At 59.8% G+C, this 17,008-nt stretch carries 5 protein-coding genes; all 5 read left to right on the top strand.

The window, feature by feature from the left end; all coding sequences use genetic code 11:
• The first annotated feature begins 48 nt into the window (after positions 1-48).
• Positions 49-3,525, top strand: coding sequence for a TM0106 family RecB-like putative nuclease (locus SynA1528_RS10920; RefSeq protein WP_186586760.1), 3,477 nt, complete (start codon positions 49-51; stop codon positions 3,523-3,525).
• Positions 3,525-8,846 (top strand): DEAD/DEAH box helicase, encoded by a 5,322-nt coding sequence (locus tag SynA1528_RS10925; RefSeq protein WP_186586761.1) that lies wholly within the window; start codon positions 3,525-3,527, stop codon positions 8,844-8,846. Before SynA1528_RS10920 ends, SynA1528_RS10925 begins: the two co-directional genes overlap by 1 nt.
• Positions 8,847-8,880: 34 nt before the next feature.
• Positions 8,881-11,850 carry a DUF8741 domain-containing protein gene (locus SynA1528_RS10930; protein WP_186586762.1) on the top strand — a complete coding sequence of 990 codons (2,970 nt, stop codon included), beginning with the start codon at positions 8,881-8,883 and terminating at the stop codon, positions 11,848-11,850.
• Positions 11,851-11,853: 3 nt separating this feature from the next.
• Positions 11,854-15,774, top strand: a complete 3,921-nt coding sequence (locus tag SynA1528_RS10935; RefSeq protein ID WP_186586763.1) for an Eco57I restriction-modification methylase domain-containing protein — start codon at positions 11,854-11,856, stop codon at positions 15,772-15,774.
• Between the two features lie 160 nt (positions 15,775-15,934).
• Positions 15,935-17,002: an STAS-like domain-containing protein gene (locus SynA1528_RS10940; RefSeq protein WP_186586764.1), complete on the top strand. Its 1,068-nt coding sequence runs from the start codon at positions 15,935-15,937 to the stop codon at positions 17,000-17,002.
• Positions 17,003-17,008 lie beyond the last annotated feature (6 nt).

The raw sequence follows: 17,008 nt of genomic DNA on the forward strand, positions 1-17,008 counted from the left end.
ACGCTGCGCTTTTATACTCATATTATCTGGGCTTGGTGAGTTCTTGGCTTGAACAACCGTCAGATCACCCCAAGCCAGCTGTCGCTGTTCAGCATCAGCCCAGTGATCGGAGCCTGGTGGGAGGAGCTGCAGGCGCAGAAGCTGTTTGAAGGCAGCAAGCCAGCGGTGAGTGAGCTGGATCAGCAGCTGTTTGCTGATGGCCTGCGCCACGAACAGGTACTGCTCACCAAGCTGGAAAAAGAAGGCCGCGGCATTGCCCGGCTGCCCGGCAAACAAACCGAAGCCGATTACGCCGCCACCCGCCAGGCGATGACAGAGGGGGTGGAGTTCATCCACCAGGCCTCGCTATGTAATGAGGAGATGCGCGGCAGTGCCGACCTGCTCAGGCGCATTGATCGCCCCTCATTACTGGGGGAGTGGAGCTACATCCCTATCGAGTGCAAGCTCGCCAGCAAACCGAAAACTACCTTCCTGGTGCAGGCTTCGGCCTACTGCGAAATGCTCACTCCATTGCTGGGGCATCGGCCCGATCAGTTCGAGCTCTATCTCGGCGGCGGCAAATTCCAGCCCTTTGGCACCGATCAGTTCTGGGCTTGGTACCAACTGCTGAGGCAGCGCTACCGCCAGTTCCGTGAGAGCTTCGATCCAGCGGTGATTCCCGAGGATGCACCGGGGGATCACGGCGGCTGGTCGACGTTCATCGATCAACGGCTCGAAGAAGCGCGCGATCTGATGCTGGTGGCGGGCATGCGCCAGAGCCAGCGCCAGAAGCTGCGCGCTGCTGGCATCACCTCAATTGAGGAACTCGCAGCTGTTCCTGGTGGCACCGCTATCACCGGCCTGAATGGAGAGGCCCTACATGAGCTGCGCCAACAGGCCGAACTACAACTGCAGCCTGTGGATGCTGATGGCCGTCCGGCCTATCGCCTCAGGCCTATTGAAACCGGCAAAGGCCTTGCAGCTCTGCCGGCGCCTGATGCCGGCGACATCTGGTTCGACATGGAAGGGGTTCATGACCCGGTGAGCGGCAGCAAGCTCGAATACCTGTTTGGCGCCTGCTACCGGAATACCCCAGAGGGAAAGCCGTTGTTCAAGGCGTTCTGGGCCCATAGCGAAGCAGAGGAAAAACGCGCCTTCGAGGGGTGGGTGGATTGGGTGGAAGAACGACGCCGCCAGTGCCCGGGCCTGCGGATCTATCACTACGCCGCCTACGAGAAAACAGCGATGCGGCGCTTGGCGCAACAGCACGCCACCCGAGAAGCCGAGATCGATTCCTGGCTGCGCAACGAACTGCTTGTGGACCTGCTGCCAATCGTGACCAGCTCGATCGTTCTGGGCGAACCCAGCTACTCGATCAAGAAGGTGGAGCACCTTTATATGGGTGCCCGCCATGCGGGGGTGACAAACGCCGGCGATTCAGTAGTGGCCTACCTGCACTGGCAGCTCTCCGGTGAGCCGGAGATGCCCGGAGAAGCGCCGGACGCCAGCCCGAAGCTGCAGGCGATTGAGGACTACAACCAAGAAGACTGCAAAAGCACGGTGTTCCTGCACGACTGGCTGCTGAAGCTCAGGCGTGAGCAAGGCCTGCCGGATCAGCCCCTGCAGCTACCTCTGGATGAGGCTGCTCAGGAGCCACGGGAACCACAACCCCTCGAGCTGCTCAGCCAACAGCTACTCGAAGAAATCCCTGATCACCTGGCGGATAAACGTGCACTGGGTCCGCGCGGGATGAGCTGGCGGGCCCACAGGCTGCTGGCTCAGCTGCTGCCCTTCCATCACCGTGAAGCGAAGGTGGGCTGGTGGGCCTATTTCGATCGCCGCTCCAAGGCTGAACTCAGCCCATCGGAGCTGATCGACGACGGCGAAGCGATTGCCGACGCCCAATGGGTGGGGATGGACGAACGCCCCAGTGCTCGCACCGGCGCCGACATTCACCACTTCCGCTTTGACCCCAGCCAACCGCTGAAATTGCATGCCGGCGATGGCGACGGCCGGCTCACCGTTGAACTGCCCGCCACCAGCCTGAAGCTGGATGTGGATGCGCTCGATGCCGAACGGGGAACGCTGAGCTTGAAGCTGCCCTGGAGCAAGCGCGATCAACGCCTCGCCAACGGCGAGGGCGAGGGCATCCCCAAAGACGCCACCTCGGTGATCAAGGTGCCGGCCGACATCAGCAAGAGCCTGCGCGAACGGCTGGAGGAGCAGGCCATGGCGTGGGTGCACGAGCACCAGCCGATCCCCCCAGCGATCCTGCAACTGCTGGAACGGCAACCCCTGCCGGCACTGCAAGAGCTCAATGCAGCCATTGCCGGGGATCCCAACGCCATTGCGGATGCCCTGGCGGGGTTTCTGCAGGAGCACTCCGGCATCAGCCTGGCGCTGCAGGGGCCACCGGGCACGGGTAAAACCACCGTCACCGGCCAGGTGATCGCCCAACTGGTGGCATCAGGCCAACGGGTGGCAATCAGCTCCAACGGCCACGCCGCCATCAACAACCTGCTCAAGAAAGCCAAGAGCACCTGCAGCGCTGCAGGGGTGGCCGGCGAAGTGGTGAAGTGCAACAACAGCAAAGAAGAGGCGCTGAGCGCCGCAGGCATCAGCGTGGTGAAGCCCGGCCAACTCACGGAGGCCATGGCGGTGGTGGGTGGCACCACCTGGATGTTCTGCAAAGAGGAGCTGGCGGATCAGTTCGATTGGCTGGTGGTGGATGAGGCGGGGCAGATGTCGCTCGCCAATCTGCTGGTGATGGCGCGTTGTGCCCGCTCGATCCTGCTGGTGGGCGATCAGCAGCAACTGGCCCAGCCCTCCCAGGCCGATCACCCCGGCGATTCAGGCCAAAGCTGCTTGGAGTACTGGATGGAAGGCGCCTCGGTGGTGCCAGACGATCGCGGCGTGTTTCTCTCCACCAGCTGGCGGATGGAACCAAGCCTCACCGCAATGGTGAGTGCGCTGTTTTATGAGGGCCGGCTGCAGGCCAGCTCCGCCAATTGCAGAAATCGCATCACATGGGCCACACCCTGCCAAGGCAGTGACGGACAGCTATACCCAAATCAAGGCCTGGAGTTTGATCCGGTGGCGCACAGCGGCAACAGCGTCTGCAGCGAAGAAGAAATCAACCGCATCGAAACGTTGGTGGATGCGCTGCTGGGGGGCCGCTACCAACACGCCAAAGCCGGGGGCATCGCAGCAGGCACGCTGACGCCAGACCAGATACTGGTGACGGCGCCCTACAACGTGCAGGTGAACCGGCTGCAGCAACGGCTGAATGGCAAAGCCCGGGTGGGCACGGTGGACAAGTTCCAAGGCCAGGAGGCACCCGTTGCCATTCACTCCTTAACGGCGAGCAGCGGCGATGAAGCACCGAGGGGGCTGAGCTTTCTGCTGGAGCCGAACCGCTTGAACGTGGCGATCAGCCGCGCCCAATGCCTTTCGATCGTTGTGGGCTCACCCAGCCTGGCCAGCGGCATCGCCAACACGGTGGCGGAGGCCGAGCAGATCAATCGGTTGTGTGAGGTGATGGGCTGATGGATGTCTTTTCCTTCCGAGACCGGGTTATTGAGGACTACGGCCAGTTCTCGCGCAGCTTCACCCAGATCAAATCGCCCGATCTCCAGTCGTTTGTGGACGGGACCTATGGCAAGGGCGAGTACTGGCCGTCACCACTCATCCAGCTGAATCCAAGCTTTGTGAGCGGCGGCGCCATCAGCAAGCTGGTGGACACAGGGCTCCTTCATCCGGAATGCAGCCGGATCTTCCGCTGGGGTAAGGACAACGGCACTGGTCAGGAACTCCAGTTACACCGCCACCAGCGCGATGCCATTGAAATTGCCAGCCGTGGCGGCAGCTTTGTCGTGACGTCGGGCACGGGCTCCGGTAAGTCGCTGGGTTACATCATTCCGATCGTGAATCGGGTTCTGGAAGCGCGCGCGCGAGGGGATCAGCAGAAACGCATTCGGGCGATTGTGATTTATCCGATGAATGCACTGTGCAATAGCCAGCAAGAGGAATTACAGAAATATCTCGGCCTTGGCTATCCGGAAGGACCGAAAGTCACTTTTGCGCGATATACAGGTCAGGAAAGCGATGAAGAGCGGGAGAAGATCAAGAATGATCCCCCCGACATCCTGCTCACCAACTATGTGATGCTCGAGTACATCCTGACCCGGCAGGATCCACTCGATCAGAAAGTCATCGGCGACGCCAAGGGACTGGAGTTCCTGGTGCTTGACGAGTTGCATACCTATCGAGGGAGGCAGGGTGCGGACGTCGCACTCTTGGTACGCCGAGTCAGACAACGACTGAATGCCAATCTGCTCTGCATTGGCACCTCGGCCACCATGGCCTCAGAAGGCACGGCCAAGGAACGCAATGCCACCGTGGCGCATGTTGCAAGCAAGCTTTTTGGCACCGAAATCCCCAGCGAACACATCGTCACGGAGACGCTGCAGCGCTGCACTGAAGGTGATCTTCCCAACCAGGAAGAGTTAACCCAGGCCCTAAGAGTTGATTATTCGACTCAAGTAACCGAAACCTGGACAGCTGAAGATTTACGCCAGCACCCTCTCGCCCGCTGGGTTGAGTTGAAGCTCGGCCTCGAGAAAGAAGACGGGTTGCCTGATGGCAAATGGGTGCGCTGTAAGCCGCACACCCTTCAGCAGGCCACCAGCACATTGGCCGAGCAAACAGGGCTAAATGAGGAACAGATCCTGGCAACGTTGAGGGATTTCCTTCTGGCTGCCTATCAGGTGGAAGTTGGACCGAATCGGCGCTTTTTTGCCTTTCGCCTGCATCAATTTGTCTCCGCAGGCGGCGAAGTGCAAGCATCTCTCCAAGCCCCTCAGAAACGCTATCTCACGCTGAAGGCGCAGAAGTACCAACCCAATGCCGGGCGCCAGGCACTGCTCTACCCGGTTGTGTTCTGCCGGAACTGCGGGCAAGATTTTCACCCGGTGTGGGCCCATCTCAATAACAAGATTCCAGTCAATATCGATCCACGCGATTTCAAAGACGAATCAAGTCTTCGCGAACGGGATGTGGTGAATGGCTACTTCATGCCCGATGCCAACGGTGAATACACCATCGATGACTTGGAGAAAGCCAACTTTCCCGATGGTTGGCTTGAGCCTGACAAGAATGACGAGCTTGTCCTGAAGCGCACGTATCGGGAGTTTGCCCCGGTGCCTTGTCGTTTTCGCTCCGATGGAGGTGCGAGCAGTGATGGGCTTTCCGGCTGGTTTCTGAAAGGGAGTTTCCGCTTCTGCCCAAGCTGTGGTGTGGAGCACGGGGTGCGCAGCAGCGAATTTCGCAAGCTTTGTGGGCTCAACTCAGAAGGCCGCAGCTCCGCCACGACCACCTTGAGCCTGGCGGTGCTGAGGCAACTGCTGGCGTTCCCAGCGAAGGAGATCCCTGATCAGGCCCGCAAACTGCTGGCCTTCAGTGACAACCGGCAGGACGCATCACTGCAGGCCGGCCACTTCAACGATTTTGTGCGGGTTCTGCAGCTACGGGCAGGCCTCATTGCCGCATTGAGCGCGCAATCCGAGAAGGAACTGAGCCTTGAAACCCTGGCGCAGGCCGTGGAAAAAGCCCTACGGCTCGATGCGGAAGACTTCATCGCCATTCCCAACGTCAAACCCAACATCGAGCAAAGCAATCGCCGTGCTCTGCGGGGAGTGTTGGAGTACCGGCTGATGGTGGACCTGCGCAAAGGCTGGCGGCTCACCAATCCCAACCTCGAGCAACTGCGGTTGCTTGAAGTGGATTATGCGGAGCTAGTGAATTGTGCAGAAGACCAGGAGGACTGGGGGCAGCGCCATCCTTTGCTGGCTCAAGCGAGCAGTGAAGAACGGTTCCTGATCTGCCATCGCCTCCTGGAAGAGCTCAGGGAACGACTTGCGATCGACTGTGATGCACTGATTCAAGAGGAATTCGAACGGCGCAAGAAGTCAGCAACCGATCTTGAGGAGGTCTGGAGCATCGGCCGCGAGGAGAAGCCAGAGCTGGCCCGCAGTGTGGTGACAAGCCCAGTCCCCCAGGAGCTCAGAAACCGTGGTGTTGAAGGCTTATCGCTCCGTGGTGAATTCGGTCGCTGGCTGAAGGCACGCGAACGCTGGCTCTCGGCAGAAGACCTCTACCGAACCCTGAAATGGAAGGACGACCTCTACCAAGAGGTGATGGGTCACATCCTCGAGATGCTGTCGGCATGGGGCCTTGTGAAGACCGTGGACGTGCGGCTTGGCCGCAAGGCTCGTGAGGTGATGCAAGGTTGGCGCCTCAACAGCACTGCTCTGCGTTGGACTCTGGTGGACCCGGAATCACCACCTCAGGACCGCTACGCCGCGTGTTTGGAACAAGTGCGGCAGAACAGTGGGCGACGTGGGCCGGTCAACCCCTACTTCCGAAGTCTCTACGCCGACCTCGCCCATCTGATCGCAACAGAAGGCCGACCATTCCTGCAGACGCTGTCCGCACGGGAGCACACAGCCCAAGTGGATGCGAGTGAGCGCGAACGACGGGAAGATGACTTCCGCAGTGCTGCCCTGCGGCTGATGTACTGCTCACCCACGATGGAATTGGGCGTTGATATTTCATCGCTCAACACTGTTTACATGCGCAATGTGCCGCCCACGCCGGCGAACTATGCGCAGCGCAGCGGACGCGCCGGCCGTAGCGGGCAACCAGCTCTGGTGTTGAGCTATTGCGGTGCCACCTCACCCCACGACCAGTACTTTTTTGCGGATCCAGTGCGGATGGTGGCGGGTGCTGTAAGTGCTCCAACGCTGGAATTGGCCAATGAAGAGTTGCTCAAGGCCCACTTCCGGGCGCTTTGGCTGGCAGCCACTCGGCAGCGCCTGCCCGGGAAGGTGAAGGAGCTGGTGAACATCAGTGCCCCAGGGCGGCCAGTTCAAGCAGAGCTGATGGAGGCCCTCTCCAGGGATGAGGCCTACCGCTCAGCCCAGGCTGATTGCCAGGCCATCGTTGACGACCTGATCGAGAAGCAATGCCTCGGAAGCACGCCACCGCCATGGCTCACAGGCAGCTGGCTAGAAGCGATCACCCATGGCGCCGCGCTGGATTTCGAGGCCGCGCTCAGCCGCTGGCGTGAGCTTCTTGAGGCAGTGGATGGTCAGATCAACCAGGCACTCAAAGATCTGGGGAACCACGCCATCAGCGAGCGGGAGCGTCTGGCCGCCGACACCCGCCTCAAAGCAGCACGAATGCAACAACAGTTGCTGCTGGCGGATAAGCCAGGAAGCGGCAACAGCAACAACGACTTCAGCACCTATCGCTACCTGGCAAGCCAAGGCTTCATGCCGGGGTACAACTTCCCGCGTCTGCCGCTGATGGCGTACATCCCTGGCACACGAGAACAAGTGGGCGGCGGCACTTACATCACTCGCCCGCGGTTTGTCGGCATCAGTGAATTCGGTCCCCACTCACTGATCTATCACGAGGGGAACACCTACAAGGTGAAAGGTGCACTGCTGGGGTTGCAGGACAACGCGGCTGCAGCCGGATCAGCCACCCTCGCCACGCAGGACGCCTTGGTGTGTGGGGCCTGCGGCCATGCCCATCTCGGTAATGCCGCTGAATCAGAACTGTGTTGCCACTGCGGCACACCGCTGAAGCTGCATCCCGAGGGCAAAGCCGTTCGGATCCCAAAGCTGTATCAAATCGAGCAGGTCACCACGAGGAGAGCTGATCGGATCACCTCCGACGACGAAGAACGGCAACGCCTCGGCTATGAGCTGATCACCACCTACGAATTCCCCAAGGACAACGGGGTGGTGAAAGTGGCGAAGGCCCAGGTGAGCTGCGAGGGGCAGCCGTTACTGGAGCTCAGCTACGCACCAGCTACGCAGATCAGCCGGGTGAACCTCGGCTGGCGGCGGCGGGAGAACAAAAACGACATGGGCTTCCCGATCCACCCGATCAACGGACAGTGGGGCGGCGAGAAAGACATGCGTGGCGATGCGGCCGACGACGACGGCCCAGAAGTGGGCTTCGTGAAGATCACGCCCTACGTGCAGGACCGCAAAAACGCATTGTTGGTTCGCTTCCTCGGGGAATGGGAGCCGCAACAGCTGGTGAGCGTGAAGAGCGCGATCAAACGGGGCATCGAAGTGGCATTTCAGCTCGATGGCAGTGAGGTGGCAGCTGAGCTGATGCCCAACGAAGAATCAGCAACGGCGCTGCTGCTCTATGAATCAGCAGAAGGTGGTGCGGGCGTTCTAAGCCGACTGGTGGAAAGCGCCAGCGCTTTGCAAGCCGTGGCCAAAACCGCCCTCGAGATTTGCCACTGGAGTTGGGACGGCAAGGTGCCCGCCCTCGAATCCCAATTGATCAACTCAGATCCCGACTGTGAGGCGGGCTGCTACCGCTGCCTGCTCGGTTATCACAACCAACGCGATCACGACCTGATTGATCGCCAGCTCACCGAGCTCAAACAAGTTCTGCTCGATCTGGCGCGCTGTGAACTGGTGGGCCAGGGCGGAGTGGATAGCCGCAGCGCTTTGCTGGAGCGGCTCAAGGGGCTAGCCGGCAGTGGTCTGGAAAGGCTCTGGCTCGACACCCTTTACCGGCATGGCCACACGCTTCCTGACAACGCTCAACAGGAGGTGCCGGGTCACTACGTCACCCCAGACTTCACCTACAAAGAGGCTTGTGTTGTGGTGTTCATCGATGGACCCCATCACGAGAAACCACTGCAGCAACGGCTGGACCAGCAGAAGCGCCAGGGCCTGATCGATGCAGGGATCTCGGTTGTGGTGTTTACCCAGGACACCACTAGTTGGCCTGAGGTTTTAAGCGAATACAGCTGGTTGTTTGGTGAGGGGAAAGGTTGATGTTTGACAGCACAGACCGGCTCGGAGGCCACCTATGACCCTTTCAACTCTTACCGCAAGTCCGGTCGACATCCCGAGCCCCGGTTCGATCGTGAAGGTGCGCGGGCGTGAGTGGATCGCCCTGCCACAGAGCAGCACTGAGAAGCAGGAGCAGGTGCTCAAACTTCGGCCCCTGGGAGGTGGAGATCAGACGATCGCCACCTTGTATTGGCCGCTGGAGGGCGCAGCGGTGAAGCCGGCCAGCTTCGATCCGCCGGATCCAGCCCAAAGTGGCTCACAAAGTTCGGCGTTGCTGCTGCGGGATGCCCTGCTGCTCAAACTCCGCGCTGGCGCAGGGCCGTTCCGCAGCCTCGGCAATGTGGCCCTGGAGCCACGGCCCTACCAGCTGGTGCCGTTGTTGATGGCGCTGAAGCAAGCCGTCACCCGGGTGCTGATCGCCGATGAGGTGGGGCTTGGCAAAACCGTGGAGGCGTTGCTGATCGCCCGGGAGCTGTTGGATCGCGGCGAGATCCGCCAGATCACCGTGATCTGCCCACCACACCTCTGCGAAAAATGGCGAGTCGACATGACCGGCCAGTTCAACCTCGCCGCAGAGGTGGTTCGTCCTGGTACCGCCCAGAAGCTGGAGCGAGGGCTGCCGGCGGGCAAGTCGATCTTCGATGTGATCCCGTTCACCGTGGTAAGCCTTGATTGGATCAAGAGCGATCGCAACCGGGAGAGCTTCCTGCGCAGTTGCGGTGAGTTCGTGATCGTTGATGAAGCGCACACCTGCGCGGCGCGCAAAGGTGGCGGACGCCAACAGCGCTTTGAACTGCTGCGTGGGTTGTCGGCCCAGCCCGATCGACATCTGGTGCTGCTCACGGCCACACCCCACAGCGGCGATACCGAAGCGTTTGACAACCTTCTAGCGCTGCTGGACCCGAAATTCTCCGGCTTGAGCGAGATGCCGGAAGGTCAACGGCGCAAGGACCTGCGCGATGACCTGGGCAACTACTTCGTGCAGCGGCGCCGGCAAGATCTCAAGGAGGAATGGGGCACCAACGGCGCCGACTTCCCGGACCGGGAAACACGGGAGGCGGAGTACAAGCTCTCGGGCGATTGGGCTGAGCTGTTTCACGACGTGCTCGGTTACGCCAAGGATCTGGTGCAACGCAGTGCCGGTGAGAGCAAGCTGCGACAGCGCATGAGCTGGTGGGCAGCTCTGGCGCTACTGCGCTGCGTGAGCAGCAGTCCGGCAGCGGCATCCGCCTCGTTGCGAACAAAGTTGCTCAACCTGCAAAGCGACACCAAAGGTGATCGCGACCGGGATGACAACCAAGTTGCCGACGACCTGGAAGCCATGGCTGCCCTGGCGGTGCTGGATGGAGCCGACGAGGGATTCAGTGGAGAAGAAGCAGCACCCGGTGCTGATCTGGCCATTGCCGAAGACGAGGAGCAACTCCAGGATCTGATCGCTCGAGCCGATCTCCTGCGCGGCAAGGCACACGACCCCAAGCTCAAGCAGCTGATCAAGGAGCTGAATGCCTTGCTCAAGGAAGGCTTTCGCCCGGTGATCTTCTGCCGTTTCCGGCCGACGGCGTATTACCTCGCCGAGCAGCTCAAAGAGGCACTGCCAAAGCGCAGCCACGTGGTGACGGCGGTCACCGGTGATCTGCCACCAGAAGAACGCGTCTTGCGCATCCAGGAGCTGGAAGCTGAGGTCGCCAACGAGAAAGTCCCGGTATTGGTGGCCACCGACTGCCTGTCGGAGGGGATCGACCTGCAGCACACCTTTGATGCGGTGGTGCATTACGACCTCTGCTGGAACCCCACCCGCCATGAACAACGGGAGGGCCGGGTGGACCGCTTCGGGCAGGCGCGAACAGCTGTTCGGGCGCTGATGTTGCACGGCGGCAGCTCCAATCCCGTCGACGATCGGGTGCGCACGGTGATCCTTGAAAAGGAGAAAACGATCCGCAAGGAGCTGGGGGTGAGCGTGCCGATCCCCGGCAATGCCAACTCAATCACCCAAGCCGTCCTCAGCAACATCCTGCAAGGACCAGCCCAGACCATTCAGGGGAGCTTTGATCTCGAGCTTGCGGGAGACACCACGACGCAATTGGCACTTGACGCGACGATCGATGCTGAATGGACGAGTGCCAAAGACAACGCCAAGAAGAACCAGGCGATCTTTGCCCAACGGAGCCTCAAACCAGAGGAGGCGCTCGGCGAGTGGGAGCGGATGAAGGAGTCGTTGGGGAGTGAAGACGCCGTCGAGCGATTGGTGGTGAATGCCAGCCGGCGGCTCAACCTCCCAATCGGCCCCATCGGTGCAAGCCCCGGAACCTGGGAGCTGGATCTCAGCCGACTGCAAGACGACCGCACGGCCCTGCGGGAGCGCCTGCGCAATCACGACCTGGAGGGCAGGTTGCGCCTGAGCTTCCGCTCACCCGCTCAGGCTGGAGGCCAACTGCTCAGCCGCTCCCATCCGCTGGTGGTGGAACTTGCTGACTTTGTGGCCGAGCGTGCCCTCAGCGGCCTGGAACCCGAGTTGGCGGCTCGGGCCTCGGTGATTCGCACCAAAGCCGTGAGCCGCCGCACCCAGTTGCTGGTGCTGCGGCTGCGGCATCAGCTGCATCAAGACCGTTGGACCGGGAATGGCTACGACGCACTCCCCGATCTGCTCGTGGAGGAATGCCTCACGGTGGAGGTCAAGGAGCAAAGCGTTGAACCGCTGGAGGGAGCCACCGCACTGGAACTGCTCGAAGCGGCACCCACGGGCAACGTGGACCCTGGCCAACGCCAGCAGTGGCTGAAGGATGCCGTCGCTGGTCTTGATGCCTTGCAACCGGCACTCAAGGCTCTGGCTGAACGGCGGGCCCAATTAGCAGAAGACGACCACCGCCGCGTCCGCGAAGCCTCCTTGCGCCGCGGTGAATCGCTGCGGATGCGCTTCAACTGCGAACCCGCCCCGGCCGTGGATGTGATCGGCCTGTTCCTGCTGCTTCCTGCCCCAACCCTTTGAGCCATGGCCCGCACCACCGCCACCGTCAGCTTTCAGGCACTCGAACTCAAAGGCAGCCTGCTTCCGGCATCCCTGCTTGAGGAGGTGTCCAAGTTCAGCCGCCCGAAGGAGCTTCTGTTGGAGCCGAAGGACTACGGCTTGGGCAAAGGCGAAGGCTTGCGGGAGCGGATCGATGCCGCCTGGGTGCTCACCAAAGAACTGTGGGAGGAGTACACCGATCTGAGCGATCGGGCGGGGAAGAGCATTGCAGGGCAGCACTTCGGTACCCGCTTGCTCAAGGAGGTGTTCGGCTGGAGGAGCACCCAACCCTGCAACGGCTGGCAGCAGGGCGAATCGCACTATCCGATCAACGCCCGCGCCTTTGATGGCGCGGTGCCCGTAATCCTGCGAGGGCTCGACCCAGACGATCTCGATCGTGGCAGTGCCCAGTTCGGCCAGGAGGGGCGGAAGCGATCGCCCCATAGCTGCCTGCAGGAATGCCTCAACGCCGACGACGATGCGAATTGGGGTGTGCTGCTCAGCGGCGATCGGCTGCGGCTGTTGCACGACAACCCCTCGCTGGTGAAACCTGCGTATCTGGCTGCCGATCTTGAGCTCTTGATCGAAGGCGGGCTGCACGCCGAATTCGCCGTGCTCTGGTTGCTGCTCCACTCCAGTCGTTTTCAGCACCCCCAAACGGGCAGCTGTGTTCTCGATGACTGGAAACAACAGGCGGAAGCCTCCGGTGAACGGGTGCTCGGGGCCTTGCGCGGCGGCGTGCAGAGCGCCTTGGAATCACTGGGCTGGGGCTTCCTCAATCACCCAAGCAATGGCGAACTGCGGGAGGCGTTGCGAAGCGGACAACTCAGCCGCCAGCAGTTCCACGAGCAGCTGCTGCGCTTGGTCTATCGGTTCCTGTTCCTGTTCACCACAGAAGATCGCAACCTGCTTTTCCCCCGCGAAGTCGACAAGACTGACGCACGCCGGCGGATCTACCAGGAGGGCTACAGCGTCAGCCGGCTGCGGGAGCTGGCGATCAAGCGCAGTGCCTATGAAGGGGACTACGGCGATCTCTGGGAGCTGCAGCGGCTGGTGTTCCAGCAGCTGAGCATTGGCAACTCACCGCTCGGTCTGCCGGGCCTGGGCGGATTGTTCAGCCTGGAGCAATGCCCAGATCTGCAGGCCGCGGAGCTCTGGAATGGGCCCTTGCTGCGGGCGATCAAAGCGATCGGCTGGTTCGACGCCGACGGCAGCTTCACCCGGGTGCGCTACCGCGATCTCAACACTGAAGAGCTGGGCAGTGTGTATGAGGGCCTGCTTGAACTGCATCCCCAGCTGGAGCCGCAGGGCAGCCAATGGCAGCTCAGCTATGGCGGTGGTGCCGGCAGTGATCGCAAAACCACCGGCAGCTACTACACACCCGATGCCTTGGTGCAGGAGCTGATCAAGAGCGCTCTGATCCCGGTGATCGACGACCGGCTCAGCAAGGCCCATGGCCAAGCGGAGCAGGAACAGGCTCTGCTGAATATCAGGGTGATCGACCCGGCCTGCGGGAGTGGCCACTTCCTGTTGGCGGCGGCTCGGCGCTTGGCAGTGGCCCTCGCCCAGGTGCGCGCAGGCGATGACCAACCCAGCGAAGACGACCGCCAGCACGCCCTACGCGATGTGGTGGCCCATTGCATCTACGCGGTGGACAAAAACCCAATGGCGGTGGAGCTGTGCAAAGTGGCGCTGTGGATCGAAGCGATTGATCCCGGCAAGCCGCTGAGCTTTCTGGATGCACACATCCAGTGCGGGGATTCACTGGTGGGGGTCTTCGACCCGAAGGTGTTGGAGGAAGGCATCCCGGATGGGGCCTACAAGCCACTCACCGGTGACAACAAACCGGTCTGCACGAGCCTGAAGAAAGAGAACGCCGCAGCACGCAAGACCATCAGCCGGCGCGGCTCCAATCGGGGCATTCAAGGGAGCTTGGCTCTCAGCGGCACGCAACCCCGCAGCCAGGGGCAACAGGACTTGCAGGCGATCGAGGCCATGCCAGAAACCACCCTGGCAGAAACGGCGTCCAAGCAGGCTGCCTACGCCCAATGGCTCTCTGATCGAGGCCAGGATCCAGAGACGTTGGCTGCTGATCTCTACACAGCAGCGTTTTTCCTAGCGAAAACAAGCGATTCGCGCCCCACGGTGCCCACCACAGAGCACCTACTCAAACTCCTCGCTGGTCAACCCGTTGATGAAGCGATGGAAGAGGCCGTTGTTGAGGCGGCCCAGAACTTCCGCTTCTTCCATTGGCACCTGCGTTTTGGCGAGGTGATGGAGCAAGGCGGCTTTGATTGCGTCCTGGGCAATCCGCCTTGGGAGCGAATTAAAATCCAAGAAAAGGAATTTTTTGCTCAGAAAGACGGCGAGATTGCCAAAGCAAAAAACAAAAGTGAGCGAGCGAAGCTTCTCGAAGAGTCACTTTCAGGGAATCGCGGGAGACTTGCACTGGCTGCCGCGAATGAGTTTTTTGTAGCAAGGCGAAGCGCAGAGGCATCAGGCTTGATCGCGCGCTCTGCCCTTTTCCCTCTAACGAGCAAGGGCGACATAAACCTATACGCCTTATTCGCCGAACGATGCTGCCAAGCCTTGATATCCAGGGCAGGCATGTGCGGCGTAATCGTGCCAACAGGTATCGCCACAGATCTACCGTGCGCCGACTTTTTCTTTGATCTTATTAAAGACAGAAGAATCATATCAATCCTTGACTTTCGCAACAAAGGATTCTTCCCAGGCGCCGCTGGCGCACAAGGCAACCGCTTCTGCTTATTTACATTTGGGTCAAAAGATATCTCCAGACAAGACACACTTCTTGCATACAGGCTCGAGTCAATTGACGAATTACGTGACGAGCGCAGATTCTCTCGAATTACAGCTGATGACATAACACTACTCAATCCCTCCTCAAGAACATGTCCAGTCCTAAGATCAAAGTTTGATTTTGAGCTAACAAAAAAGATCGCTCTTAGCAATACAAACCTAGATTCAAGCATCAGCGACTGGGATATTAACCTCGGGAGAATGTTTGATCTAGCCAATGACAGTGACTTGTTCAAGCAGGACGATCACAGCCTTGACATACCTGACAATCACCTTCGACTTTACGAAGCCAAAATGGTTCATCAATTTGATCATCGTTTTGGCGATTACTCGCTAATTAAAAACCCGAAGCCACAGACGGTCAGGCAGCTTCCAAATCCATCTATAGATCTTTTAGCTGAAACGGGTTACATGGTCAGAGGAGCTTACTTAGTTGATCGGGAACACGTGGAATCATGGCTGGACGATCAAGGATGGACGAGAAAGTGGCTTTTAGGCTGGAGAGATATCACCAGCGGCCTTGATGAAAGAACTGTAATCGCGTGTGCGTTACCTGTAGCCGCTTACGGAAATACTCTCCCGCTGATGATGCCAAGACACACGGCAGTTGAAAGCTGCATTCTTCTCGGCCTTCTTAATTCGATTACATGTGATTACATTGCCAGGCAAAAAGTCGGTGGAGTCCACCTGACTTTCTTCATCCTTAGACAACTCGCAATACCTTCTCTTTATGGCATACCTAAAGGCTTAGGTTTCGAGTTGGCGAAGCGTGTAGCCGGCATTAGCTGCCATAGCAAAGATATGTTCGAACTTAGAGAAGAAATATCCTCTGATCTGCAACTGACTCTTATTCCCTTTGGGCACCCGCGGCTTGTTGCACGGGCTGAGATTGAAGCCATTGCTGCCAAGATCTACGGCCTAACAAGGGATGAGTTGCGTTACATCCTTGATCCCACTGATGTAATGGGGCCCGATTACCCTAGTGAGACCTTCAGGGTGCTCAAGAAAAATGAAATACGTGAGTTTGGTGAATATCGAACTCAACGGTTAGTACTCGAGGCGTGGGATCGCCTATTCGGGAACTGATATGGCGGTCGTCTCTCTGCCAGCAAGAGCTGCCATTCACCAAGTAGTTACAGCTCTGCGATCCGCAGATTCACTCCATCCCAACGGCGACACGGTTTTCCTCTCTTTTGCCGATGTTCCGTCGATCGACGTCTTGGCTTTCCTCGGTGCCTGGGGCCTGATGACTCGGAGCTCTGGCACCACCATCAAACTGCGGGGAGAAGCCAAAACACTCGCGGCGCTTCAGCTGATGGGATTCCATCAGCTTCTCGATATTCCACCTTCAAGCACCAAAGCCAACGTTCAACCTGCCAAGGCATCCACGGTTGGCATGCTGCCCCTCTCACCAATTGCCACGGAAGAACAGCAATACGAAGCCGTTGATGCCATCTGCGCTATCGCCCTGGCCGCCATCGACAACGCCGCCGCGTTCATCCCAGCCCTGGAATGGCTGGCCAACGAAATCCTCGGCAACATCCTTACCCACGCAGCATCAGAAACACCCGGCGTGGTCTGCGCTCAGTACCGCCCCAAGCAGCAACGCTTCGAGATCGGCATCTGCGACATGGGTCGGGGGCTGCTGGGATCCTTACAACCCGCGTTCCCAGAGGTACGTAGCTACGGCCAGGCAATTGACAAAGCGATCGAGCGCGGCGCGACTCGTGATCCCGCTATCGGTCAGGGCAATGGCATGGCCGGCTCCTTCGAGATCGTGCGCCTCAACGGCGGCACCTATCAGATCTGGACCGGTGATGTCGTCTACGAACTCAACAAAGGCAAGCGCCGCCCCGGTTTCCAGGCCATGCCGTCTGTCCTCGGGACAGGAGTGATGTTCTCGCTCGACACCAGCAAACCCGTTGATCTCGCCAGCACCTGGATCGCCTCCAATTCAGGGGTGGAATGCCTCTTCCTCAATCTCCTCACGGAATCCGCCAGCGACAGCGGACTCGATGTCGCCGCTGAATGTCTCCACACCGGTGGGCGCGCCCCCGCCAAGCTGCTGCGCCGGAAAATCCAGGGGTTGCTGCCTGCCATGGAGGGCGAACCGCTGATCCTTGATTTCTCAGGTGTGAAATCAGCAGCCAGCAGCTTCCTCGATGAGCTGCTTGGTCGGCTCGCTGCAGAAGACCCGCGCGGGCAGGCGATCTTCGATGGAGCAGTGCGCATTCAAGGGATGAATCCCACTGTGCAAGCCATGGCCAATGTGGTGGTGGCGCAGCGGTTGAGGGGGTCGGTGCAAGCCCAATAAACCTTG

The sequence above is a fragment of the Synechococcus sp. A15-28 genome (assembly GCF_014280175.1).
In the GTDB taxonomy this organism is placed as follows: Bacteria; Cyanobacteriota; Cyanobacteriia; order PCC-6307; family Cyanobiaceae; genus Parasynechococcus.